This window comes from Plantibacter sp. VKM Ac-2885 (genome assembly GCF_015351205.1).
Classification (GTDB): domain Bacteria; phylum Actinomycetota; class Actinomycetes; order Actinomycetales; family Microbacteriaceae; genus Plantibacter; species Plantibacter auratus.
Genome location: NZ_JADKSK010000001.1, coordinates 2,592,609 through 2,616,516 on the forward strand (window position 1 = coordinate 2,592,609; position 23,908 = coordinate 2,616,516).

The 23,908-nt window shown below is 66.0% G+C and carries 15 protein-coding genes and 1 tRNA gene; 6 read left to right on the forward strand and 10 right to left on the reverse strand.

Going from position 1 to position 23,908, the window contains the following annotated elements; all coding sequences use genetic code 11:
• The first annotated feature begins 41 nt into the window (after positions 1-41).
• Positions 42-1,103, forward strand: coding sequence for a hypothetical protein (locus tag ITJ66_RS12400; RefSeq protein ID WP_194644708.1), 1,062 nt, complete (start codon positions 42-44; stop codon positions 1,101-1,103).
• 113 nt (positions 1,104-1,216) lie between these two features.
• Here ITJ66_RS12400 and ITJ66_RS12405 read toward each other — a convergent pair whose 3' ends face one another.
• The gene (locus ITJ66_RS12405) at positions 1,217-6,340 is read right to left on the reverse strand and encodes an NACHT domain-containing NTPase (RefSeq protein ID WP_194644709.1); all 5,124 of its coding nucleotides are present in this window, start codon (positions 6,338-6,340) and stop codon (positions 1,217-1,219) included.
• A 790-nt stretch (positions 6,341-7,130) separates the two neighbouring features.
• On the opposite strand from ITJ66_RS12405, the gene ITJ66_RS12410 reads away from it, so the two are divergent.
• Complete coding sequence (locus ITJ66_RS12410) at positions 7,131-7,844, forward strand: hypothetical protein (RefSeq protein WP_194644710.1); 714 nt, start codon at positions 7,131-7,133, stop codon at positions 7,842-7,844.
• A gap of 130 nt (positions 7,845-7,974) precedes the next feature.
• Entirely contained in the window at positions 7,975-8,910 is a 936-nt protein-coding gene (locus ITJ66_RS12415) for a hypothetical protein (RefSeq protein WP_194644711.1), read from the forward strand.
• A gap of 530 nt (positions 8,911-9,440) precedes the next feature.
• On the opposite strand, the gene ITJ66_RS12420 is transcribed toward ITJ66_RS12415, so the two are convergent.
• Positions 9,441-10,079 carry a hypothetical protein gene (locus tag ITJ66_RS12420; RefSeq protein WP_194644712.1) on the reverse strand — a complete coding sequence of 213 codons (639 nt, stop codon included), beginning with the start codon at positions 10,077-10,079 and terminating at the stop codon, positions 9,441-9,443.
• Positions 10,080-10,197: 118 nt separating this feature from the next.
• A complete protein-coding gene (locus tag ITJ66_RS12425) occupies positions 10,198-13,773 on the reverse strand; it encodes an SIR2 family protein (protein WP_194644713.1) in 3,576 nt (1,191 codons plus the stop codon).
• 263 nt (positions 13,774-14,036) lie between these two features.
• Here ITJ66_RS12425 and ITJ66_RS12430 point away from each other — a divergent pair, with 263 nt between their 5' ends.
• Positions 14,037-15,014, forward strand: a complete 978-nt coding sequence (locus ITJ66_RS12430) for a hypothetical protein (protein WP_194644714.1) — start codon at positions 14,037-14,039, stop codon at positions 15,012-15,014.
• A gap of 150 nt (positions 15,015-15,164) precedes the next feature.
• On the opposite strand, the gene ITJ66_RS12435 is transcribed toward ITJ66_RS12430, so the two are convergent.
• Positions 15,165-15,238: transfer RNA gene (locus tag ITJ66_RS12435), tRNA-Pro, on the reverse strand.
• A gap of 221 nt (positions 15,239-15,459) precedes the next feature.
• Between ITJ66_RS12435 and ITJ66_RS12440 the strand changes: the two genes are divergently transcribed.
• Positions 15,460-15,660: a hypothetical protein gene (locus tag ITJ66_RS12440; protein ID WP_194644715.1), complete on the forward strand. Its 201-nt coding sequence runs from the start codon at positions 15,460-15,462 to the stop codon at positions 15,658-15,660.
• 80 nt (positions 15,661-15,740) lie between these two features.
• Here the strand turns inward: ITJ66_RS12440 and ITJ66_RS12445 are convergent, their stop codons facing one another.
• The 4 genes from ITJ66_RS12445 to ITJ66_RS12460 all read right to left on the reverse strand — a co-directional run bounded on the left by ITJ66_RS12445 (position 15,741) and on the right by ITJ66_RS12460 (position 20,785).
• Positions 15,741-17,435: a long-chain-fatty-acid--CoA ligase gene (locus tag ITJ66_RS12445; protein WP_228501916.1), complete on the reverse strand. Its 1,695-nt coding sequence runs from the start codon at positions 17,433-17,435 to the stop codon at positions 15,741-15,743.
• A 279-nt stretch (positions 17,436-17,714) separates the two neighbouring features.
• On the reverse strand, positions 17,715-19,235 hold the full coding sequence (locus ITJ66_RS12450; RefSeq protein ID WP_194644717.1) for a flotillin family protein: 1,521 nt from the start codon (positions 19,233-19,235) through the stop codon (positions 17,715-17,717).
• A gap of 46 nt (positions 19,236-19,281) precedes the next feature.
• The gene (locus tag ITJ66_RS12455) at positions 19,282-19,770 is read right to left on the reverse strand and encodes an NfeD family protein (RefSeq protein WP_086475411.1); all 489 of its coding nucleotides are present in this window, start codon (positions 19,768-19,770) and stop codon (positions 19,282-19,284) included.
• A 100-nt stretch (positions 19,771-19,870) separates the two neighbouring features.
• Positions 19,871-20,785, reverse strand: coding sequence for an NUDIX domain-containing protein (locus tag ITJ66_RS12460; RefSeq protein ID WP_194644718.1), 915 nt, complete (start codon positions 20,783-20,785; stop codon positions 19,871-19,873).
• 147 nt (positions 20,786-20,932) lie between these two features.
• Here ITJ66_RS12460 and ITJ66_RS12465 point away from each other — a divergent pair, with 147 nt between their 5' ends.
• On the forward strand, positions 20,933-21,580 hold the full coding sequence (locus ITJ66_RS12465; protein ID WP_194644719.1) for a TetR/AcrR family transcriptional regulator: 648 nt from the start codon (positions 20,933-20,935) through the stop codon (positions 21,578-21,580).
• A gap of 93 nt (positions 21,581-21,673) precedes the next feature.
• Here ITJ66_RS12465 and der read toward each other — a convergent pair whose 3' ends face one another.
• A complete protein-coding gene (der, locus tag ITJ66_RS12470; RefSeq protein ID WP_085514417.1) occupies positions 21,674-23,182 on the reverse strand; it encodes a ribosome biogenesis GTPase Der in 1,509 nt (502 codons plus the stop codon).
• Positions 23,169-23,906: a (d)CMP kinase gene (gene cmk / locus ITJ66_RS12475; protein WP_194644720.1), complete on the reverse strand. Its 738-nt coding sequence runs from the start codon at positions 23,904-23,906 to the stop codon at positions 23,169-23,171. The genes der and cmk overlap by 14 nt, the downstream gene beginning before the upstream one ends.
• Between the last annotated feature and the right edge of the window lie 2 nt (positions 23,907-23,908).

A 23,908-nucleotide genomic window follows, 5' to 3' on the forward strand; every position in this document is an offset into this window, starting at 1 on the left:
CAACATTCGACGAACACGCACAAGACCCGAGGACACGAACGATGAAGACCTCGCCACTGACCATCACCCCCGCTGAAGAGCCGCGCCTGCGCCAGGTCATGAAGGACATTCAGAACGACGTCGCCGCGTACTACGCCGCGACCGCCCGAGGCGGCGACCTCGGCGTGCACGCCCGCACCTGGCTCGGTCGGGTGCAGAACCTCAACGACCTACTCACAAAGCAGCTCCACGACAAGGCCACCTACCTGGCACTGTTCACGCCCACGCCCACGTCCGGCGCCGAACTCATCAACGCGGTCAAATACGCCCGCAACGTCGACCAACATCTGATGTTCGAGGTCTCGCCGAGCGAGGACGTCCTCATCGGCGGCACTCACGGCATGCGGAGTTACGGTTGCTGGCGCCCCATCCCTGCCGCAACACATGCCGAGTTGGAGAAGCGGACGCAACGCCTGCAACCCGCTTATCAAGCGAACCTGGAGGGCAGGGAACTGACGAACACGATGCTCGCTGTGCTTCGGTTCTTCGCCGGCATCGCCCCGCAGATCGTGCACCGAGACCACCGCGGCGAGTGGACCGGCTTCCCGCTCAAGAGCCAGCCGGCAGTCGGCGACCCTCTGCACCCCGAGGAGCCGGTCGGCGACATCGCGGCCGCGAACGCCTGGCTCAACGGGCGCCGCCCGAACGGTGACCTGCGAGTCGTCGTCGGTCAGTTCTCCATGGAGGAGGCGCCGTACCTTGTCGGGTTCACCTTCGCTGACCAGCTCTCCTTCTCCCCGTTCGTCGAGAAGCCCGAACAGGTCGACCGCGACATCGCCGCAGGGTTCACCTACCTCCAGGGCGACGTAGCCGCCAACGCCGAACATGTCACCCACAAGTTCTCTATGCCCCCAGATGGTGCCGTCCTCTACAGCCCAGAGGAGGCAACGACTTGGGCCACCCCGCTCACCCAGACCCAGTACGAAGCAGACTGGATGATCGGCCTTGACCCAAACAGGTGGCGGCAAGTTGTCTTTGCCGAGCATCCGGGCCACTTCCCGGACTTCGTTGCGTACGAGCAACGTCGGGCGTTCCGGCTAAACGCGCAGGTGCCGCCGCGTTAGCCACGTCAGGACCAGCAACTACGCAGGGAGATTGTTCGAAAACGATCTCCAAGAGCACTCGACCGGCCTCACAGCCCAGCACCAGCGTGCCGCCTGATGCTGGGCTCAACCCTCTATGGCGCGTGCCTGGTGAGGGTGACCGCTGCCGCGTGCGCGGGACGTTCGGCCCCGGTGAACGGATCTTGGACCACCACATCCGGGTTGGTGACGGTGAGCACTTCCCGAGCTATCGTCGCGGTGCTCTCATCGAGTAGCCCGACGTGGTCGAGCACGGTCGCCAACAGGTAGGACCGTTGCGTATCGAGCACCGGGTCGTGGGTCCGCCCGCCCGCAGGCGTCAGCGCCCAGATCGGCGTGGCGGAATCCGCAGAGGCAGGGTCTTGGATCGCGGCTCGAAGAGCAGTGACAGCGTCCGGGTCGTGGCGGAGTCGGCGCAGCAGCGGACCGGTTAGCAGGGGAAACAGGTCGGCGGCGTCCCGGAGCATGATCTGGTGATGTGCCCGTTCGACGATCACGGGCAGCGCGCGGGGCGGGGAGGACCGCACGGCGACGGCGAGCGAGTCGATCCACTCGCGACGTTCCCGTGGGTCGTCGTCGCGGAACCAAGCCTCCAGATCGACGAACATCGTGCGACTGCGCTCGTCGGTCGGGAACAGTTCGCAGAACAACGCCCGAAGTTCCGGATCGGTGTCGAAACCGGGCTGCTGCGTCAGCGCTTCGCGGAGCGTGTCGGCGGGGATCTGCCACGAGTCTGAATCGACCAATAGGTTATAGACCTCGTTCGTCTCACCCCGGCGTGAGGTGGCGGAGCTCGCGTTTGTCAGGCACGCGATGAAGAGGTCGAGATCACGGCGACCACCGCGATGCGACCAGAGCAGATGCTCGGCGCTATTGCGGAACTGAGGGTTAGTGTCCGCCTCCGCACGGATGAGCTCATTGACCGAGGGATGCGGTGATGAGCTCGTGCTGAGCTGGCCGAGCACGCTTGCCCGCGCGTCCTCGCGGGCATCCCGGCCGTTGGAGGCCGACAGCAGCGCGAACAGGTCCTCACCGAAGTGAGCAGATACCTCGTCCCAGTTGGCGTTGAGAAGGTCGACCAGTTCCCGGTCGACGCCGCCGAACAAGTGTCGAAGGTGCACGCCGGGTCGGGTGGCTTCCCCGATGGTCTCCAGGAGCCCGTCATGCAGTCCGAGATCACTGAGCAGCAGCATCCCCACCCACCCGTTCTGTCGGCGGTCTTCCAGAGCCGGACCGTACCCGCAGAGTTCGGCTTGCACCTGTGCCCGCAGCCAGTCGGTGGCCTCATCGGTCTGTACGTGCTCGGCGTTCGGCGATATCCGATACCGCTCCACACGACGGATCAAGCCGGTCAGTGCCGCGCGCTGCACCCACACATCCGGATCCTCACCCCAGTACCCGAGGAGATCGCGCAATGTGGCGGGAGTCAGATCGGAGCGGGTCAGCGCATCGCCGAGCACTTCCCTCAAATGCGGTGGCAGGTAGCCGAGCTGATCGAGAGCCGCATCCATCATCATGTTGGCGGTAGCGTCGGCGCGGGCACCGTACGCGCGGACGATCGCCGGGGGCGCCGGGTCGTGGATACCGCTGCTGAGGTGCCGGGGATGCTGCAGGGCCTGCAACGCGAATGTGACGACCGCCTCGTGCGCCGGCCACGCGGCGATGATCGCGTCGACATGCCAGGTGAGGTGTCCTGTTCCGACGGCTGTGCAGCGTGTCGCGAGTTCGTCCGGATCGTAGTCGCGCAAGATTGCGGCGGACTCAGGGCCCTCCGGGGTGGTGGAGAACTGGGCCCACGCTTCGGCGACGGCCATCGCCACCACGACCTTCGCTTCTCCGTCGCCCTCATCGGCCGAGGACCGCAACAACCGGACGAGCACTCGGAACCCTTCCGCGGCGCCGAGCGCCTCCAGCGCCAGCGGCGCGAGCGGCGCCGCCGACTCGAGAGGCCCATGCAGGCGCTCATCGAACACCGCGCGCACCTCGGGACGGTCCCCGAAACGTCGTAGCAGCGCTGCCCCGGCACGGACCGGACGCCACGAGTCCAGGGCGGGCAGGAGCACATCGAGCGCGTCGTCGTCGGGCAACGATTCGGCGAGGGCGATGACCCCGTCGTTGAACGGAGGTTTCGGTGCCTCTTCCCGGATGGTCGCCGCGGCGCTGCGCGCGAAAGCGGGGTCCGCGCGCCACGACTCGGGGATTAGTGCGAGGTTGTGCAGCACAAGTCCGTGGCGGTCGGGGTGTTCCAACTCGCTCGCCACCCAGCTCTTGATCGCGTCGTCGCCGCTGAACGTAGTGCACGCCAGCAGCCAGGCCATCGACCGGTCGCCGCCGTTCTCGCCGTTGCCGGACAAGGTCTCCAGAACGAACCGCGCCGCGCTCGGCTCCTCGGACAGCGCATGCTGCACGAACGGGACAGCGAGATCCTTCCAGTGCTCCCGCGGCCGCAACCCCTCGTGCCGCAGGAACCCCCCGAACCACTGCTTCTCCGCAGCGGTGAGGTGATCAAACTTCCCTCCCGCGGCGTCCCGCAGCAGGTGCAAAGCGCACACCCGCAGTTCCGGGGTGATCTGCGCTCTCGCCCACTCCAGGAGAGCGGGCAGCTGCGACCAGTCCGGCCACCCAGTTCCCAGGCACAGCAACGCGAACGCCTGGTCGATGGCCGTCGCACCGTCCCGGACGCTCGCCTCGATGCGGGCGCCGATTGTCGCGTCGCCGGAGTATCGGATGGCGATGGCATGGGCGGCGTTCAGCTGCACCGCCTCCTCCTCGTGCCGCAGTCCCCACAACAGCGCAGGCAGGACCCCCGTCTCCGCGACCGCGGCGTCGCGGAGCATCCACAGCGGGGACGTCGGCTCAGGGTGCGCGGCGTTGAGCCATCGCCTGAACGTTGTAAGCAGCAGCGGTCGCAGCGATGCGTGTTTCGTCATCGAGACCAACGACGCGATCAGAGTGGCCCGGTGGTCCGTGTTGGCGTGCTCGTCGACCCGATCGACGATCTCCGTCACCCACTGCGACTGCTTCGGCGTAGTGAGCGCGACGTCGGCGGCGATGGCATCGGCGATCAGTTCGTACTTGTCGACCGGGTCCACCTCGGGATGCTCGCTGAGCCGGGTGAGCAGGGATGCGTTCACGTGCGCGTTGACCTGCGTGGCAAGCCCGGCGATGAGCACATCCCGCCATGTGGGGTCGCCGGCCCGTGCGGTCAGGGCACTCTCCTGCTCCTCAGGTGAGAGGGTGGCCAGGTGCTCGCCGGCAAGCTGGTCGAGCAGAACTCGGTGCAAGAACCCGACCATGCCGACGGCTTGCGGGACCAGCAGACCGTACTCGTCCTCCGCCTGCGACAGCACCGCCGTCGCGACCCTGGCCGCGTCAGCCGCCGGGTACGCCAGCCCGTCATCGCGGCGAAGCTCCTCCCGGAACCGTCGCTCCATCTCCTGCCGTTGCCTGATCGTCGAGCCGCCCTCGACCCGCGCCTGGTAGGCGACGCCTCGCAGCACAGTGAGCATGTCGCCGGTGGAGAATTCTGATCCCGCCGCGGAGGAGGCACGGCGGCGCATCTGCGGATGCTTGTCCACCAGAAGCTGGACGAGCGCGGAGAACAGATAGAACCGTTGCGGCGGCAACGACTCACCTCGCCACGACTTCGCCAGCAGCCCGAGGAATAGCGGCGTACCCAGAAGCGCGCTCAACGCCGGAATCTGAGTCAGTTCGGCTAGGAACGACTCCGCATGCGGGCTGGAGGGCCCATCCACACCGATCGTGTCGGACTCGGACAGCACCCGGGTGACCAGGTCGACCTGCTGCGTGTGAGTGAGAGGTGCGAGGACCGCTTTTGCCCATGGCTCCACCCAGTTCAGCCGGTCCACCGCGTACGGACGGGCGGTGAGGATCGCGCCGATGCGACGTTGGGATACGAAGGACTCGAGGAGCCCGAGCGCGTACTCGGCGGAGGCGGGGTCATTCCACTCGTCGATGCCGTCGACAAGCAGGATCGCCCGTTCATCATCAAGAGCCGGCTGGGTGAGATCCCATGCCGACGGTCCACCCTGCTGAGTCACCCAGGCCCGAATGGCCGAGACAACCGAGTTCGTGGTGGATCCGTCGAGGTGACGGCACAGGAAACCGAACGGGAGCCACAAAGGCAAGTCGCCGCCGTGTGCCCGCTGCAGCGCCGCGGACTGCGGCTCGGCAGCGAGGATATCCACGGCAGTGAACATCAAGAAGCTGGACTTGCCCGACCCGGGCGCGCCGATCAGGAGCCGCAGTCGCGCGGACTCGATCCATTCGTCGACACGAGTGCGCGCCCGATCTGTATCCGCCGATCGGACCGGGTCTCGCCGCGCCTGCCGGCGGATGCGGCGGCGCATCCGCCGAGGAGTCCCTGCGTACTCATCCAGCGGCTGGATCGATACCCGTTGCTCCGTCTGCTCCGGCTCCAAGGCAGTGACTCGTGCTGGGGTGTTCTCGGTCGCTGGTTGCGTATCGTGGATCAGATAGGGCAGACCCTGCGTGTGTGTTCCGGTGACCGTCGGCGAGGCCCCCTGCGCCCGGAACGCGGCCCGGTAAAGGGCTCCGAGGGCGTCGCGGGCCGCGCGTGCCTTCTCGGGGGTGATCCGCCGGGAAAGCTCCGCGGCGCGGTCCTCGCCACAGAACGCGGTCACCCACGCCCGTCCGAAAAAGTCATCCACCAGGCGAGGTTGATCGCGGAGCCGGGCCGCGACCTCCTCCGCGCCCCACGGCACGAACTCGATGCCCTGCCCGGCGAGGGTGTCGTGCGCAGATCGGACGACGGCATCCAGCTTCGTATCGCGGAGCGACGAACTCGTGGCGTAGTAGAACCGGGAGCACCGGTCCGCCCACTCACCGGCGAGGAAGTCAGTGACCGCTGAGGTGATTGACGCGGCGGTGAGGTCTTTCACCCGGCGTGACTGCAGGGCCACGAAGCTTCTCTCCACCGTGGCGGCGGCGTCCAGCGAGGGTGTCGTGCGCGCATACACGTCGATTCCTGCCTGGGCCTGCCCAGGCAGACCGTACAGAATTGCATGCTCGATCTGTGCTTCGGTTTCCAGCATGCGCGTGAACAGACGTTCAGCGTTCTCCGGAGTCAACTCTCCAACAGGCAGCAGCGCCGGCCGGGTCTGCACCGGCGGGTCCGGCCACGGACCATCCGGGACGGACCACAGTGTCGCCGGCAGTTCGAATTGACTCTTCGTCACAGTGCAATTGTGTCGTTCGGAACCGACAGGGTGCCTGATTGCTTGCGGCTCGCCGTCAGGCGTACACCGTCGAAGTCGACACAGCTCGCGTCAGAATGATGCGCAGATCGCCGCGCAGAAGTGGCGGCTGCGGCGACTCAAGCCAATCGGAGCACCGTCCCGAACGGGCGCCCGGCTCTCCCAACGCTGGAAGCACCGTCCGAGATTAGTGGGGTCAGAGCTTCCATGTCGTATTCGCTGCAATCCCACCCACATTTCAGGCTCAGAATCATTCCTCTGACCAGGTTTTTCAGTGGCTCCGGACGCGTACCCTACGGCTCGAAGCCTGCGTCCGTTCTCTAACGGTGGAGCGTGTTCTTTCCGGAAGCAGGGTGTGTAGACAAACGAAAACTGCCGTGGAGCGTGGGCTTGCGGAATCCGGAGTGCTAACGGGACGGCCTGAGGCGCTTTATACGCGTAGCGCGGGCTTCAAGAGAGGTTCAGCTGGCCGTCGGTTTCGGTGTTGCAGTTGACGCCCGCTCAGCGGGCATTTCATCGGGCGGGTCTTACGGGCATACCCGATTCGCAGAGTCCCACAGCCAACGATCGGGCAGCTGTCGCGCGCCGGGCGACCGGAGCCGGGCTCCTTTTGCAGGTCGACGGGTCGCAAGCGGTGGACTTCGCGTCGCCAAGATGCCGGCCACGCCATGATGGGAGAATGCTCGCTGTCATCTTCGACACGACCCTCTTCGAGGCCGCCCTACTCTCCGTGAGCGGACCTGGGCAGTGCCCGGGAATGGCGGTCCGCTGAGTGGCTGGCTTCGACGCGACCTTCAAGGCATCTCAACGCGACATGCCGATCATTCGGGCGCGCTTCGCCGCCATCCGGCTTCGCGCTCGAAAGCTTGGCGCGCGCGTCAAGACTGAGGTGTACGAAGACGGCGCATACATCTGCTTCAACGCCAACACGTACGTCGTGGATATCCTCCTTGAGCGGTTGCGCCGCGACCTGCCGACGATCGCGGAGGCGACACGGAGTGAGCGCTCCCCCGCAGCGCGACGCCGGACAGCCAACGGTCTGGTCGAGATCCTCAACCGATACCGCGGCATGATGTACGACCAGTACGACGAGGACTGGGTCCCTGCATTGCGCGGGCGGAAGATGCCTGTCACGGGCGTCATTCACGACCTCTTCCCTCGTGACGCTCCCCATCTGATGGATCGTCTGCTCGTGACGATGGATCTGCTGGCGTCTTGGCACTTCGACGAGGTCGCGCCCGAGGTGCTGCTGGAGGAGATGCACACTGCCGCGGAGCTGATGCTGAAGTCCTTCGGGATCCCCAGGGCGAAGCGCATGAGCTTCGCGGAGCTCGTCGATGCCGCTCACGAAGAAGGTCGGGTTCGCAGCGACCATCGCGATACCCTCCTCTCGATGAAGACGACGAGAGCCCGAGTCAAGCACCGCGGTTCGACGGACGCTCGTGAGTGGCTCGACGCGCACTTCTGGGACGGGCAAGAGCGCTAGAGGCTTTGTCCGCTGAGGTTCGAGCGAAGGAGGGGCCATGACAGCTGATGCCTCGTCGGAAGCGGCATCGTCGAGTGCTCGTCGCGAGCTCGGGTCGCCTCAGTGGTGCGCGCGTCTGTTGCGGACGACCATGGATGACTCGCTGCAGCTCATCACCGATGTGCTCACGGTCGCCGGCGACAGACGACCGGGCGCGCCACGAACAGTGCTGAACGAGTACGTGCACGCTAAAGAGCACGCGGAGTTCCTGGGCTCGGTCGTGCTTCAGAGCAAGATCGACATGGAACGCTCTATCCGGGCCGTCGCTGACCTCGTGAACGGGATCATCACGATCTTCGAGTCCGCCGCGTCGGCGCCGATGAGTGCGATGGTCCTCGCCAGATCGGCAGGCGAGATCGTGATGCGGTTCTGCTACATCTATGACCCTGAGGTGCCGCCGGCGCGAACACTCTTGCGGATGGCGGCGTTCCAGATCGAATCTGTCGAGGACAACCTCCGGACGGCGGAGGCGTTCGGCGTCCACGGTGAGGGCGACGCGAATAATGCACGTGAACAGATCCCCACGATGCATGAGTTCTTCACGAGCCACGGCGTCGAGCGCACGCCGGACTCGCGACGCCCCGAGTTCACGGTGAACCTGCGCCTCGACGGAGCGACCGAGAATGTGAAGTTCAACGCCACCGACGCATACAGACGCTACCTCCGGGTCGGCTTCTGGGACTGGGCGCTGGGCTCGGGTGCAGCCCACGGTCGAGGGTGGTTCCTGCCGAACGTCATCGGCACGTTCGACGAAGCGCCTTTCATGGACCGGAACGAGATAGCCGTGACCGTCACCCTTCAGATTCTTGAGCTCGCGACGGCATTCGCCATCGCAGCAGGCGGTCACACGGGCGCCGACACGGATGAGTATCTTCGCAAAGTTCATCTGCGGCGTCTTGGCGTGACTGAAGCCGATCGTGAGAACGACGGAAACGCAGTGAGTCACCGAGAGTACGGCGACCAGGTCTTGGCGCCGAGGTTCCCGATGGGGACCGGGGGAGCCAGTTTCGCTGGTCCTCGCGCCTGACTCGCAGGGATGTCACAGCGGCGCCCTATCCCTGGAATGGGGTTCCGCGGAACAGAGCGCGTGCGGCTCCGAAGCCGATACCACCGAAGGTCGCTGCCCTCGTCTACAGCGGAGCATCTGAACCCAACAGCTCGCCGGGTGTGGCGCCGTAGCCTGGAACTCTATCCATAGACGGGGTGGGCTGATGAGCGCGGTGGTATGGACCGTATCGGGCAACGCGCTGATATCGAGCGCCAGCGCGAGGACTGCCTGGGCCACGCCGGCGACCTGGGGTTCACCGGACCCGCGGGTGTTCATCGATAACGACATCTGGGCGTTCGATGGTGGCCGTCGGCCTGGCTATGACGCGATTGTCGCGGCGGTGGCCTCGGGCGCGTCCCGGGTCGTAGTGTGGCACGTTTACCGCTTGTATCGGCAACCGCGTGAGCTCACTCAAACCGGAACTCAGGGGGCGAACGGCTGAGCGCCGGAGTCGGCCACAGAGCTTGATACCTTTTGACCCTTCCGGTCTCCAACTCAGCGAATCCTGCTCAGGCGGGATCGGCGTGAACATAAGTGTTTGCTCGGGTCCATCTACGTCCATGGACCTCGAAGCTGATGACACCGCCATAGTTCTTTAGAGGTCGGCCACTCAGCTCACCGCCGGTAGTCGGTACCGGCACGACTTCGAGCAGCTCGTCCCAGCATTCCCTGGGCATGATGCGAATAGGCGTTGCCGGGGGGCGCAGCGCCAGCGGTGGATCGAGGGTGAACTCTTCGACAACGACCGGGCGATCTGTGTCATTGTGAACCGCGATGCGAACGCTCGTTAGCTCCTGCTCACCCGCGCTCCCCTGCCCCGCACCACCGCGGAGAACAAGCCCGACACGATCCGCGTCAGTGCGGATGTGTCGCTCCTCCGCTTCAAGAGCTGCTTCTCGGTCAGTCTCAACGCGCCGCCGCTCCTCTTCACGGTGCGCCTGATCAGCTCGAAAGGTCTGCACCGCCCAGAGAAGCGCCAGAACTATAGCGACGGCGCCGAACCATGTACCCGTGGCTTCAATCCACTCCGGCGTAAGCCCTCCCACCCACAGAAGTGCGATCGTCTCTCCGATCGCGATCCCCGCCACCGCCACCGCCACCGCCCAGATTAGATGCACTACCAGTGCCGCTTTGCGTCGCTTCCTCATGCTCGCGAAGAGTCTCGCCCCCGGTCCTCTCTGCGACCGTGTGTCGTGTCGTGTCGCCTTCGTGCGGTCATGGCCGCCGGCTGATTCCGCTGCAAGATGCATCGTGGTCGGCTGCGACTCACCGCTCCGACGTTGTCTGCTCGCCGACAGCCACGATCGCTTCACCGGTCGCTCCATCGAAGCCGTTCAGTCCGAAGCGGGTTCCGAGATGCTCTCGCGCCGGCTTGTACCCCAGGCTAAGTAGCCGATTCCATACTTCTTTCGCGAGATCAGCGTCTTGTTGTTCGCTCGCCTCCGTGGCGGCCTTTACGAGAAGGTTCAGGAAGGGCGGCAGGCTTGTTCGCCCCACCAGGAGATGCAGTCCTACCTTGAGCAGGGCGGTGTTGTTATCCCGAGGAAAGTCGTCAAGGCCGTAGTAGTCGAACCCTCGCTCGTCGGATGCCACAGCGGGTCCGCGCGTGAACAGGTCTACGGCGCGATCGAGATCGATGTTGGGGAGGGTCAGCCAGTCGAGGAGCGCACGCTGTTCTGCCCCGTGCAGCGGTGGTTGGTTGTCGAGTCTGTGTTGCCAGAGTTCGAAGAGCAGGTCTTGGAACGATGGATCGTTGCCGTCAAGATGTCTGGCGACTGATCGAATCCAGCGCGCACGGGTGGTCACGGGTGCAGAAGCGATGAACGGGTCGGCCCAGGTGTGCTCGCCTGCCGGCGTGTAGAACGCGAACTGCGCCGCGTGGACCTTGATGAAAGCTTCTACGGAGCCCGGGAGCGAGCGGGCGATCTCCGGCCATCCGATCCGAAGCGCCTCTCGCGTGCGCGTCATCAGGGAGCGGGTGAAGTAGTTGGCTGTTAGAACTCCGGCCCAGAGGCTTCGCGAACGAGGAGAATCGTCGATCGAGGCCAGGAATGGTTGCAGATTGCGATCAGACCATTCCTCAGCCATATCGACAATATGTCCGGCGTACCGGGCCAGCATCATCGGGCTGGGATCGCCGGACTGAATGTCCTGTGCCACAAAGAGTTCATCGAAGCCCGCCAGCAGCTCGGCGTCGATTACGGGGTGTTCCTCCTCCTGGGTCGCCCGCAGCGCGGTCTCGACGTATGCATACGCGAGCGCACCGCGGGCCGTGGCGTGTGCTTCAGATGGATCGGTTGGAGGCTCCTCCGATGCATCGACGGTGACGTTTCGCCACATGCCCAGCAGGAGTCGGCATCGTTCTAGAGCGTTCTCGAGGGGCTTGTCGAGTTCATTCGACGGTCGCGTGATTGAGAATACGACTCCGTAGGCGATGTCGTTGATAGTTGATGCGAGTTGCCTGAGCCGCGCTAGGAGGGGCTCCGCCTGCCATGCGGATCCCGGCCGCACGGCGCTTTGCAGCACCACAGTCCACGCAGCCGCCGACGACAGATTCTGAGCGAGGAATTCGTCCAGCATGTCCAACTCGTGACCAGGCTCGTGGTCGAGATAATCGCGCAGCTCCCGCAGGATCGGTCCGTTGTCGTATGCATCGTCTAACGCTGAATCGTCCGCGAGCACCGCAGCCACGTCGCCGACCGGTTTGCCGCGGAATAGTCCTTCGGCTTCGGAGGTGGACTCCTCGAACGCCCCAACGCTAACCCAGAAGTCGAGGTCGGGGTGCTCCCGTGGACCATAGTCGGGGTGTGCCGCCTCTGCCGCGCTCAACACTGCGTGCACCGGATCCTCATCCGCCTGATCTGCACTAAGCCACACCAGTGCGTTGTAGCGCTCGTAGTCCCGAATATCGTTTCCGCTGTCGCGTGCATCGGTTTGCTCGATGTGCGCCAACAGCTTCACCTTGGCGTCCAGCGTCGCGTGCCGGTACATCGACTTCAGCAGTCGGAATACCTCGGGTTTGTATCGAATGTCGAAGATGAGGCCGCGTTCAACGAGAAGGCTCAACATCGTGTCCGCGTCCCCGCTGTGTGCTTCGGCGAGAGCATCGATTGCGAGACGACGGATCAACTCGGATGAACTCTTCAGGAGCTGGAGCGCTCTGTCGGTGCCCTCGCGCCGCACGAACTCACGGAGAAGGTCGCGAGCGATATCCACGACAAGCACGTAGGGGTCGTCGCGACCGTACTCCTCGACCCCGTCCACTTTCTGGCGACGAGTAGACAGCGTGTGACGACGTTCGCGCCCGCTGAAAAGGGCGTCTGTCGACTCAGCTCCTCGTATCAGGTCGAGTACCACCGAGAGCAGATGGTCAGGATCCGTAAGGCTTGGCAGCAATGTTGGCCAGGCGTCGCGGATCGACGATTGCCGCCACGCGAGAACCATGTCGGAGTCGAGCGCGTCCGGTTCACCAAGCCAGCCTCTGCGGGGACGGAACTGCAGCCGCGGGATCAGCATGTGATGTAGCAAGACTTCTGCGGCCAGAGGATCCTTCTCGGTTACCTGGTGGAGCAGCCCGGACAAACGCTCATCGTCGCGAGATGGCTGATCGGCAGCGAGCAGTAGGAGCCACTGTCTGTGCTGCTCGATGGGCTGATAGGCCTCATAGAGTTGCAACCAAACGTGGAACCATAGCGTTTTTGCTAATCGCCCGCCATGTCGAGCCGCTGCCACGAGTAGCGCAGCTCCGTGGTCCGCCAGGAACGAGCCAACCGCCCATTGCGCCCACCCGTAGTTCTGATCGGAATCGGGTCCAGAGGCGTCAAAGAGTTCGTCGAGCACGCTGACTCCGTCCAGTCGCGGGATCCAGGCTGCTGCGTCCGCGTCGTTTCTAAAGTGCCGTGCGTGCTCCGTGTCACCCATCAACCAGAGAAGTTCATGTTCTGGCACGTCTGGGTTATCTGGCCCTGCTGAAAGTAGCGATTGGACACGGTCGAATCGTTCAGCAGGAGTGGCGGTGAGTCGCTTCCGCCAATTCTCGATGAAGAGTTTTAGCGAGGCATGCCGGGCATCTTGCGGAGAAGGATATGCGATGGGGGTGGCACCAAGTCGATCCCATCTAACCGCCATCGTGTCCGCTTGTTCGGTCTCCATGAACGCGAATCGGGTCTTTCCGTCCGCTGGTAAGGCTCGTGCGAGGTAGCGCATCACGGTGTCGTCGGCGCTGTAGCCGACGAAGAGCGTGACGTATCGCTCGAACATGCGCGTGAGGAACTGCGTAGCCCAGCCCTCTGTGATGTAGGCCTGCCCGAAATCGGTGTCCGTTACGACCATCCGCTGGCCAGTTGAGGGGTCGATCGTTCCGTGCAGGTGAACTATGCCGCTGAAGTCGTTCCCTAGGGGCAAGGCTGGAGCCGTGTGCACGGGGAGGGATACGCCAAGCTCTTGAGCACCGTGCTCGAAGAGCAGATCGAAGTTGGTTGTGACGATCCTCGGAGTTCGGGCATAGCTCTGGGAGATCTGAATGAGGTCCGTGTGGTACGAGTTCGGTTGTGTCGTACCCCTGAGGCGGGCGCTCACGCGCGCATGCACATCGTGTTGGAGCTCGTTGAGTTCCCCCATGACGGCATCGAACTGAACAGGGGCATCGGGGTCTTCGGGGAGCAGGTCCGAGCGGCCAAGCTCGCGGGCCACCGCGTCGACCAAGCCTTGAAACCCAGGCAACGAGGACGGAGGAGCTGCGGAGATTCCCGCACCGCAGAACAGCACAAGGGTGTCTGTCTCAAGCGCACGTTCAAGCTCGGCAGGCACCGCAATCCCGTCGGACTGCCACTCTGTCGTCACACATCTCCCTAAGGTCGCTCGTCTGATCATCTCACCGGGTGTGAGTCAAGTGCCGCTGTATCTTCCGGTCCCTGATGCGAAGGACTCCATCTGTCGATCCGAGAGGCGCTAGCGTCGAGTTCATGGACACGCCACTCGGCGATATCTACCGCGTTACGCAGCTGTTTGTCGCTCGAGGGGCAATCACAAGATCATTGTTGCGCTCCGAGGTTCGCTAGGCCCTAAAGTCGTTGTGATGGTGCGATCACGTCAGGAGGCGTCATATGCCCGACATCCATTGCGAACTCAGGTCTTTCACGCAACCCAACCGAGCGACACCGCAAGACGTTTCTATCACAGAGAAGATGCTCCTGGACTGCGCGGCCACGGTAGGGATGCCGACAATTGCTTCCCATCCAGCACATCGCCGGCCACTCGCCGAAATGCAGTGGCGTACCGGCATCGTCGCGGCAAATCTGCGGCCGACCGCGTCCGGCAAACGCTGGACGCGCTCGGACGCGTACGTCAACCTTGACCCCTCCGAGAAATCCGCAGTGAGTTACTTTCTCGGCATGGCCCAAGCTGCTGTCACGACTCGGTATCTGCTCGGCTACCCGCATCTTGTGCACGTCGATCTATTGCTCATGCATCAAGGGAGCCCATTGTCGGGGCGGCGCCCGGACTTCGTTGCCGTCGACCCCACCTCGACCCGCGGCGGTGCATACAGCGCAGTCGTGGAAGCGAAGGGCCGCAGCAACGGCTTCGACGAGGGTCCCCTCGACCGCGCGAAGACACAGGTCGCGCGTACGCCAGCGCTTCGTGGCCTTGCCCCTATAGAACGTGTCGCGTCGGTCGCGTACTTCGACGACAGTGATCACTGGGCATCTGTTCTGAAGGATCCCGACGGCGACGGCGGTGAACTCAAGCTTGGCCTCGAGAGCTTCCTCTTCCTCTATTACCGCACCATCATCGAGGCTGGCCGAGAGAGCGAGACTTGGGGCCGCACGGATGGGCTGTACCGGTTCGCGCTTCCAGACTTCCCCTTGGAGTTTGAAATTCCCGAGTTGCTGGTCGACGCCTACGACGTCTCGGCCGAGATCTCATCGGCAAAGGCCCGTGATGAGGAAGCGGCAATCGTCCGGATCTACTACGAACTTGCTGCATCGGCGACGACTCCCCCCGGTGACTTCATCTCCAGCCGCTTCCAAGACGGAGCGAACACGACAATGCTCGCCGAACTTTTCGAACGCCACGGAGAGTAGGACCGCCGGGGTCTCCGCCAATGACCGAGACCGCGCTTGGCGTGCAGGACTACGGCGCGCGGAGACTCTCGCATTGCAGTGTCCGCAATACTAACGATAAAGCGGAAGAGGCGGATCGCTATTCACAGCGACCCGCCTCTTCCAATTCTGTCGGGCTGACAGGATTTGAACCTGCGACCCCTTGACCCCCAGTCAAGTGCGCTACCAAGCTGCGCCACAGCCCGATGCCATCTCCGCGGGCGGAGAAGACAACTCGAACAGTCTAGCGGATTCCGAGAGCGCTCCGTGACACGGCTCCGGCGAACACGGCCCGGCCAAGACAGGCCGTACTCGTCGGGTGGGAGGTCTCCCCTGCCCACCCCCGCACGGGGCACGCTACCGTGATTCGTCCGCACCCGCGCGACAGGACGAACCGACCGATCCGGTCACCCGACGAAGGACCACCATGCGCTACAGCCGTTACTGGAAAGAGGTCCGCGTCGCGGCACTCACCGCCCTGCCCGTGGCGATCGTCTCGGGCATCGTGCAGGTCAGCCGGAACACGCCGATCGACGACGCCATCATCGGCGGCGCCATCACCTTCGTCGCCCTGTCACTGCTCATCCCCGTCGTACGTCACTGGCTGCACCCCGAGTCCCGCGGCTGACCACTGCGGCACGCCGAAGTCCTCGCGGCACGTCTTGTACGACGTGCCGCGAGGATGGGCACGTGCCCGGACGCAGGCGGCTACTCGGCCTTGCGATCGGCGACGAGCTGGTCGCGCACCTGACGCCGAAGCACCTTGCCGATGAGCGACGTCGGCAGCTCGTCGAGCTGCACGACCCGCTTGGGCACCTTGTACGCCGTGAGGCGGGTCCGGCAGTAGTCGCGCAACGAGCCGGCGTCGAACACCGTCCCGGCACGCATGACGACCGCGGCCGTCACGTCCTCGCCACCGGAATCGCGCGGCAGGCCGACCACAGCCGCCGACTCGACGTCCGGGTGCGACAGGAGCGTCTCCTCCACCTCGGACGGGCTCACGTTGAACCCACCGGTGATGATGAGCTCCTTCACCCGGTCGATGACCGTCACGAAGCCGTCCGCCGACACCGTCACGATGTCGCCGGTCCGCAACCAGCCGCCCTCGAGCAACGCCTCGCGCGACTCGTCCGGACGACCCCAATAGCCCTGGAAGACCTGCGGACCACGGAGCAGCAGCTCGCCCGACTCCCCCGCCGCACGATCGACCGTCGGGTTCTCGGGATCGACGACGCGGATCTCGGTGCTCGGGAACGGCACACCCACGGTGCCCGGCCGCCGCGACGGGCCGATCGGGTTGCCGAGCGCCACCGGCGACGACTCCGTCATCCCGTAGCCCTCGACGAGCAGACCGCCGGTCGCCTCCTCCCACCGCGTAACCGTCGACACCGGGAGGCTCATCGCACCGGAGATCGCGAAGCGGACACTCGTCAGGTCGACGCCCTTGCGGCTCGAAGCACGCGACAGCGCGTCGTAGATGGGCGGCACCGCCGGCAGGAACGTCGGCGGGGACTTCTTCGCCGCGGTGAGCACCAGCTCCAGGTCGAACTTCGGGAACAATACGAGCCGCGCCCCGATGCTCATGGCGAACGTCAGGCACAGCGTCATGCCGTACGCGTGGAACAGCGGCAGGACTCCGTAGAAGACCTCGCCACCCTCGCTCAGGCCAGGCACCCAGGCGCGTCCCTGCTCGGCGTTCGCCCGCAGGTTGCGGTGCGTCAGGATGGCACCCTTCGGTGCCCCGGTCGTCCCACTCGTGTACTGCAGGAGCGCGGTGTCGTCGAGCGTCGGACGCACGACCCGCTTCGACAGCTTCCGTCCGCTGACCAACCGCTCCCACGGGAGTACGTGCTTGGCTGACGGCGTGGCCGTCATCGCCGCACGCGACTCACGCGCACGCTTCACCGGCAGCCGGAGCGCCAGACGCTTCGACAACGGCAGAGCCTGGGTGATGTCGACGGACACGATCCGGCCGCGCATCACGTCGGCCGGGAGGTCGGCCACGAGGTCGTAGACCTTGTCCCACACGATCGCGACGTGCGCGCCGTGGTCCTCGAACTGATGCCGCAGCTCACGAGCCGTGTAGAGCGGGTTGTGCTCGATGACCGTCGCACCGAGCCGGAGCGCCGCGTAGAACGCGACGACGTGCTGCGGGCAGTTCGGCAGCACGAGCGCCACGCGGTCGCCCGGCTTCACGCCGAGCTTGCGGAGCCCCTCGGCCGCTCGCGCGACTTGTTCGCCGAGCTCGCTGTAGCTCGTCTCGGCTCCGAAGAACTCCAAGGCGATGCGATCACCGAAGCGCTTCACCGAGGTGTCGAGCAGATCGACGAGCGTCTCGGTGACCTCGTCGATGTCGGCTGGCACGCCACTGGCGTAGGAGGACAGCCACGGCCGCTCGGCCAGACGCTGACGCTGGGCCTCGCCGGCCTCGGTCGGCTCCGACGACTGCTCGCCCTCACGCTGCTCGGCTGTGTTTCCTCGATGGTCCACGACGATCCTCCAGATGACACCGCGCGCACCGCACGCATGCCTCCACCCTAGGCGGGCGCGTATGCCCGACCGGGGATGCGACCGGACCGCTTGACAAGCTCCAAAGCGACACCGGTGAATCGCGCGAACAACCGTGGAACAACGCCAGAAGCCGGCCACCCCAGGGCGACCGGCTCCCGATGATCCAGCGACTCAGACGGCGTCGGGTGACGCGGGCGTCTTCGGCTGACGCTTCGCGGCCGCAGCGGCGTTGTCGGACATCGCCTGCTGGAGGTTCTCCCCCAGCGCGCCACCGGCGACCCCGCCCAGGAGGGCGGACAGGTCGAGCCCGGTGATGTCCCTGACGACCTTCGGAACCTCGCTGACCACCTGACCGACCGTCTTCGTGACGGCGGACGCGCCCTCAGTCGAGATGACCGTGAGGTTCGAGATGTTGCCGAGCGGCTCCGAGACGGCGCGCGTGATCTCGGGCAGACGGGCGATGATCTCGGAGGCCAGACCGGCCTCACCGTACTTCTTCAGTGCCTCCGCCTTCGCGTCGATCGCCTCGGCCTCCGCCAGACCCTCCGCGGCCACAGCCGACGCCTTCGCGTCACCCTGGGCGCGGATACCCTCGGCCAACGCGATCTGCTTGTCGCGCTCAGCGGTACCGGCGAGACGCACGGACTCCGCAGCCGCCTGGGCGTCCTGCACCGCCGCGACCTTGTTCGCCTCGGCGATGGTCTTACGCTTGAACGCGTCGGCTTCCGTTGCGGCATTGGCCGCATCTCGGGCCGCCTGCGCGCGCTGGACCGTCGCGTACGCGTCGGCTTCGGCCGGCTTGCGCACCTCGATGTCGAGCCGCTCCTGCTCCACCTTCGCCTTCTCGGCGAGGGCTTCGCGCTCCTGTTCCGCGACCAGGCGGTCCTGCTGCGCCGTGGCGAGCTGACCGGAGGCCTCGGCCTCGGCGTTCGCGCGGTCGGTCTCCGCCTTGATCGTCGCCTGCTTGAGGCTCAGTGCCTTCTGCCGCTCCGCGACCTGCTCCGCCGCTTCGATCCGCGCGAACTCGGACGCACGAGCGGTCTCGGCTTCCTTGATCTCCGCGTTCTGACGCGCGAGCGCGTTCTCCGCTCGACCGAGGTCGGCGAGGTAATTGGTCCCCGGCGTCGAGATGTCGGAGATGTTCAGCAGGTCGACCTGGAGGCCCTGCTCGGCGAGATCCGTCTTGGTCGCCTCGACCACCGCTTCGGAGAGGGCGTTGCGGTTGGAGATGATCTCCTTGATCGGCATGTTGCCGATGATGGAACGCAGCGACCCTTCGAGGGACTGCTGGATGATCTGCGTCAGCGACCCCTGCTGGGAGAGGAAGCGCTGCGCGGCACGGCGCACACCCTCCGGCGTGCCGGACACCTTGAAGTTCACGCTCGCCTGGATGGCGACCTTGATGAAGTTGGTGTCGACGCCCTCCACGACGATGCCGATCTGGCGCTGCTCGAGCGAGATCGGGAAGCCCTGCTGCAGGATCGGCCAGATGAACACCCGCCCACCGATGACGACGCGCTGCCCGCCGTCGGGCTCACCCGTCTTGGCGCCGGCCCCTCGACCGACGATGACGAGCGCCTGGTTCGGCGGTACGCGCTTGATGCGTCCGGCGACGAACGCGACGATCGCGAGCGCCACCACGACGAGTGCGATCACGGCGATCACCGTGATGTTGGTGGTGATGAAGTCCATAGGGCAGGTGCCTTCCCCTCGAGGGCGTGCTGGTGGATGGATGGAATCAGGGCTGCATGTCGGCAGCGGCTCCGCTCGATGCGGGTTCGACCTTCACGCGGGAGCCCTGGAGCTCGACCACGCGGATCCGGCTGCCCGTTTCGATCCGCGTGTCGGAGAACGCGAGGCGCGTCTCGATCTCGTGCGGGCCGTCGAGGCTGACCTCGCCGAAGGAACCGGAGATGGTCGACCGGGCGACGCCGTAGAGACCGAGCGGTGAGCTCGGCGTGCCGTCCTCCGAACGCTTGAAACTCCGGATCATCAGCTGGACGCCGACGAGCACGAGGACACCGATGACGGCGGAGATGACATACGCGGACCAGACGGGCAGCCCGTTCGCGAGCACGATCGCGCCGACCGCACCGAAGACGGTGAACGCGCTCCCGAGCGCGGTGGCCGAGACGGCCCCGTCCAGGAAGTCGAAGATCTCACCGAAGACCAGGGAGATGAGGACGATCACGAGACCGACGGCGCCGACGATGATGAACAGGGTCATGGCACCAACCCTACTGAACGCCCAGGCGACGTGCAGGAAAGCGGTCTCCCGCGATGGCGACGACGGGCTGCGGGCTCCTGTGGAGCGACTGCCGCTGCCCTCAGACCGTTGCGTCGAGCAGGTCCGTCAGCCAGCCGGCACCGCGCGTCGTCGCGCCCAGACCCTCGACGCGTTCCCGCAGCTCACGGTCCGAGGTGACCACGACGACCGCGCCGTCGAGCCCACGGACGACGTCCACGATTGCGTCGTCACCACTCCCCGCCGCGTCGACGACCGAGACGCCCGCCCGCAGCTCATGCCCGGGCTCTCGCACGTTGTCATCGGTGTGGACGCCACGGGCCTGTCCTTCGACGACGGCGACGTAGGCCGGCCACCAGCGGTTGAAGTCGAGGTCGAGCGCCTGGGCGTCGAGTCCCTCGTGCGCGAGGCGGCCGAGTCGCGCGACGAACCGCTGCGCGGCTCCGGCACGGTCCTTCCACCACCCGTCCGGCCGCGACCCGACGACGTTCGCGACGTCGACGACGACCGTGACGCGGCGCTCGAGCTGCGACCGCAGGCCCGGCCACGAATCGGCGAAGCCGGGGTGCAACGGCAATGTCTCGACCTCGGCGAGTGGTACCCAGGCGAGGGCGATGCTCTCCGGGTCGGACACCACGGGTTCGAACGGCTGGACCGCCTCGACGATCACCGTCGTGTACGACCAGAACCCGAGATCGAGCACGGAGTCGAACCGCAGCTCGATCGACTCGGCGGGGACTCCCGCCTCCTCGTGGGACTCGCGGACCGCGCCGTCGACGGCACTCTCGAACTGGTGACGCGCACCGCCCGGGATGCCCCAGGTGCCGCCGAAGTGGCTCCAACCGGCCCGATGCTGCAGCAGCACGCCGCGCTCTCGATCGTGCACCAGGAGTCCGGCCGCACCGAACCGCCCCCAGTACTTCCGGCCGTCTCCGGATTCGACCCAGGCATCCCCGGCGTCCCGGACGGGGCCGCCGGGAGGATGCGCATCAGTCATTGGACCAGCCTGGCACGAAACGCTGTGCGCCACCCCCCTTGGTCAGGGTCATCTCCACCGCACGTGCGGAATATGTTATATATTGAACTCCAGTATTGCATCGGTCGCGCTCGCGCCCGCCGCACCGAACCCACGTGAAGGACCCTCATGGATGCACGTCAACGCCGGACGCGGGCACGGCTCGCGCGCACGATCCTGCAACTCGCCGCAGAACGCCCCACCTCCGAGATCTCCGTCTCGGAGATCGCCGCACGCGCCGGCATCAACCGATCGACCTTCTACCAGCACGCGGCGGCGCCGTGCGAGCTGCTCGAATCGGTCCTCGCCGAGGAGCTCACCGAACTGAGCATGACGCACCTGGCGACCGTCTCCGCGGACGACGCCCCGGCGGCGATCACCCGGGCCACGGTCGCCGCGCTCCGCCACATCGACGAGCGCGCCGACATCTACCGCGTCGGTCTCGGCGACGACCTCATCGGCGCGAGTCTGCAGCCCATGCTCAACCGGGTCTTCACCTCGACGGTACTCGACATCTTCGAGCGCGGGGCGATCACCCTCCCCCACGCCGAATGCCTGAGCGAGGAGCAGCGCGAGTTGTTCATGCGGTCGGCAGCGCACTTCGTCGCCGCGGGCTCCGTCGCGAGCTTCCGCGTCTGGCTCGACACCCCAGCACCACGCGACGTCGAGTCGTTCCTCGAGGTCATCGGCGAGCTCCTCCCGAGCTGGTGGCCGTTCGAGACCGAACACGGGCCCGCCCTGGCGCCCGCCGACGAATCCGCCCTCGCTCGCTCCTGATCACGTCTCGACCAGTACGACGAAGGCCCGGGACCACTCGATGGAGTGGTTCCGGGCCTTCGTCGTCGCCGTCCGGCAGACGGACGCGGTGGATCAGCGCTGGCGCTTCTCGCGGACGCGCATGTTGACGTTGATCGGCGTGCCCTCGAAGCCCCAGATCTCGCGCAGGCGACGGATCACGTAGCGACGGTAACCGGGGTCGAGGAAGCCGGTCGTGAAGAGCACGAAGGTCGGCGGACGGCTCGCGGCCTGCGTGCCGAACAGGATGCGGGGCTGCTTGCCACCACGCAGCGGGTGCGGGTGCGCCGCCGTGAGCTCGGCGAGGAAGGCGTTGAACTTGCCCGTGGGGATACGCATGTCCCACGACTCGAGTGCGACCTCGAGGGCCGGGACGAGACGCTCCAGGTGGCGACCCGTCCGCGCGGAGATGTTGACGCGCGGCGCCCACGACACGTGCGAGAGGTCCTGTTCGATCTCGCGCTCCAGGTACTTCCGGCGTTCGTCGTCGAGCTGGTCCCACTTGTTGAAGGCGAGCACGAGGGCGCGACCGCTCTCGAGGACGAGGTCGATGATGCGCACGTCCTGCTCGCTGATCACCTCGGTGACGTCGATGAGGACGACGGCCACCTCAGCCTTCTCGAGCGCCGTGCTCGTGCGGAGCGACGCGTAGAAATCGGCACCCTGCGACAAGTGCACGCGACGACGGATACCCGCGGTGTCGACGAAGCGCCAGATCTTGCCGCCGAGCTCGATCTGCTCGTCGACCGGGTCGCGGGTGGTCCCGGCGAGATCGTTGACGACGACGCGCTCCTCGCCTGCGGTCTTGTTGAGCAGGCTGGACTTGCCGACGTTCGGGCGTCCGAGGATCGCGACGCGGCGGGGGCCGCCGAACTCGTCCTTCGCGACGGCCGAGACCTGCGGGAGGACCTTGAGGATCTTGTCGAGGAGGTCGGCGACACCACGGCCGTGGATCGCGGAGACCGGGTGGGGCTCGCCGAGGCCGAGGTTCCAGAGCGCCGCGGCCTCCGGCTCCTGACGGGCGTCGTCGACCTTGTTGGCGACGAGGAAGACGGGGCGTCCGGTCTTGCGGAGCAGCTTGACGACCTGCTCGTCGGTCGCCGTGGCACCGACCATGGCGTCGACCACGAAGATCACGACGTCGGAGAGGTCGATGGCGATCTCGGCCTGGGCCGCGACGGACGCGTCGATCCCCTTGGCGTCGGGCTCCCATCCACCGGTGTCGACGACCGTGAAGCGACGGTCGTTCCACTCGGCCTTGTAGTTCACGCGGTCGCGGGTGACGCCCGGGGTGTCCTCCACGACGGCCTCACGCCGGCCGAGGATGCGGTTCACGAGCGCGGACTTGCCCACGTTCGGGCGTCCGACGATCGCCACGACGGGCAGCGCCGGCAGGAAGCGGATCTCGTCCGGGTCCTCCGTCGCGCCGTCGAGGATGTCGAGGTCGTCGCCCTCGAGGTCGTAGTCGGCCAGGCCGGAGCGGAGGGACGCGGCCCGCTGGGTCGCGAGCTCCTCGTCCATGTCCTGGAGGCGGTCCGCGAGGTCGTCGGGGCCTCCGTCGAACTGCTCGTCATCGTGAGCCATGGGAGTTCCTTGCTGTGAGGGATTCGGTGACGCGGACGACCGCGTCGACCGTCTCGTCGAAGTCGATGTGCGTGGAGTCGACGGTGGTCACTCCGTCCGCCGCGTTCATGAAGTCGACGACCCTGGAGTCCGCCCGATCACGCCGCTGCAGTTGTTCCGCGACGTCGCCGGCAGGGTGGCTCTCGAATTCCGCTGAACGCCTGGCCATTCTAGCCGCTTCGGATGCCGTGAGCAGGATCCGTGCCTGAGCATCCGGTGCGACCACCGTGGTGATGTCGCGTCCCTCGACGACGATGCCCGGGCGGTCGACGTCGGCGATGAGCGATCGGAAGGTCTCGTTGATCCACGCACGCACCTGCGGGACACGGGCGACGGCGGACACGACGGCCGTCACGCGAGGGCCGCGGATCTCGTCCGTGACGTCGCGATCCCCGAGCGAGAACGCGGTCACGTCCGGGTCGAGGGAGACGGTGAAGGCGCCACCGAACGCGTCGAGCGAGCCGATCACCGCCGCCGAGTCCTCTGGGTCGACGTCCGCATCGAGCGTGTGGAGCGCGAGCGCGCGGTACCAGGCGCCCGTGTCGAGGTAGCGGTAGCCGAGCCGGCGGGCGACGGCCTTGCTCACGCTGGACTTGCCGCTGCCGGCCGGTCCGTCGATCGCGACCACGACGGGTGCGTCCGGCGTCGACGACGCGTCGGTGCTGATGGGGTGCTGTTCGGTCATGT

Coding starts and splice junctions, on each gene's coding strand:
- cmk (WP_194644720.1), bottom strand. CDS start 23,906: ATGACCGAACAGCACCCCATCAGCACCGACGCGTCGTCGACGCCGGAC.
- ITJ66_RS12450 (WP_194644717.1), bottom strand. CDS start 19,235: ATGGACTTCATCACCACCAACATCACGGTGATCGCCGTGATCGCACTC.
- ITJ66_RS12440 (WP_194644715.1), top strand. CDS start 15,460: ATGCGCTACAGCCGTTACTGGAAAGAGGTCCGCGTCGCGGCACTCACC.
- ITJ66_RS12465 (WP_194644719.1), top strand. CDS start 20,933: ATGGATGCACGTCAACGCCGGACGCGGGCACGGCTCGCGCGCACGATC.
- der (WP_085514417.1), bottom strand. CDS start 23,182: ATGGCTCACGATGACGAGCAGTTCGACGGAGGCCCCGACGACCTCGCG.
- ITJ66_RS12430 (WP_194644714.1), top strand. CDS start 14,037: ATGCCCGACATCCATTGCGAACTCAGGTCTTTCACGCAACCCAACCGA.
- ITJ66_RS12460 (WP_194644718.1), bottom strand. CDS start 20,785: ATGACTGATGCGCATCCTCCCGGCGGCCCCGTCCGGGACGCCGGGGAT.
- ITJ66_RS12400 (WP_194644708.1), top strand. CDS start 42: ATGAAGACCTCGCCACTGACCATCACCCCCGCTGAAGAGCCGCGCCTG.
- ITJ66_RS12455 (WP_086475411.1), bottom strand. CDS start 19,770: ATGACCCTGTTCATCATCGTCGGCGCCGTCGGTCTCGTGATCGTCCTC.
- ITJ66_RS12415 (WP_194644711.1), top strand. CDS start 7,975: ATGGATGACTCGCTGCAGCTCATCACCGATGTGCTCACGGTCGCCGGC.
- ITJ66_RS12420 (WP_194644712.1), bottom strand. CDS start 10,079: ATGAGGAAGCGACGCAAAGCGGCACTGGTAGTGCATCTAATCTGGGCG.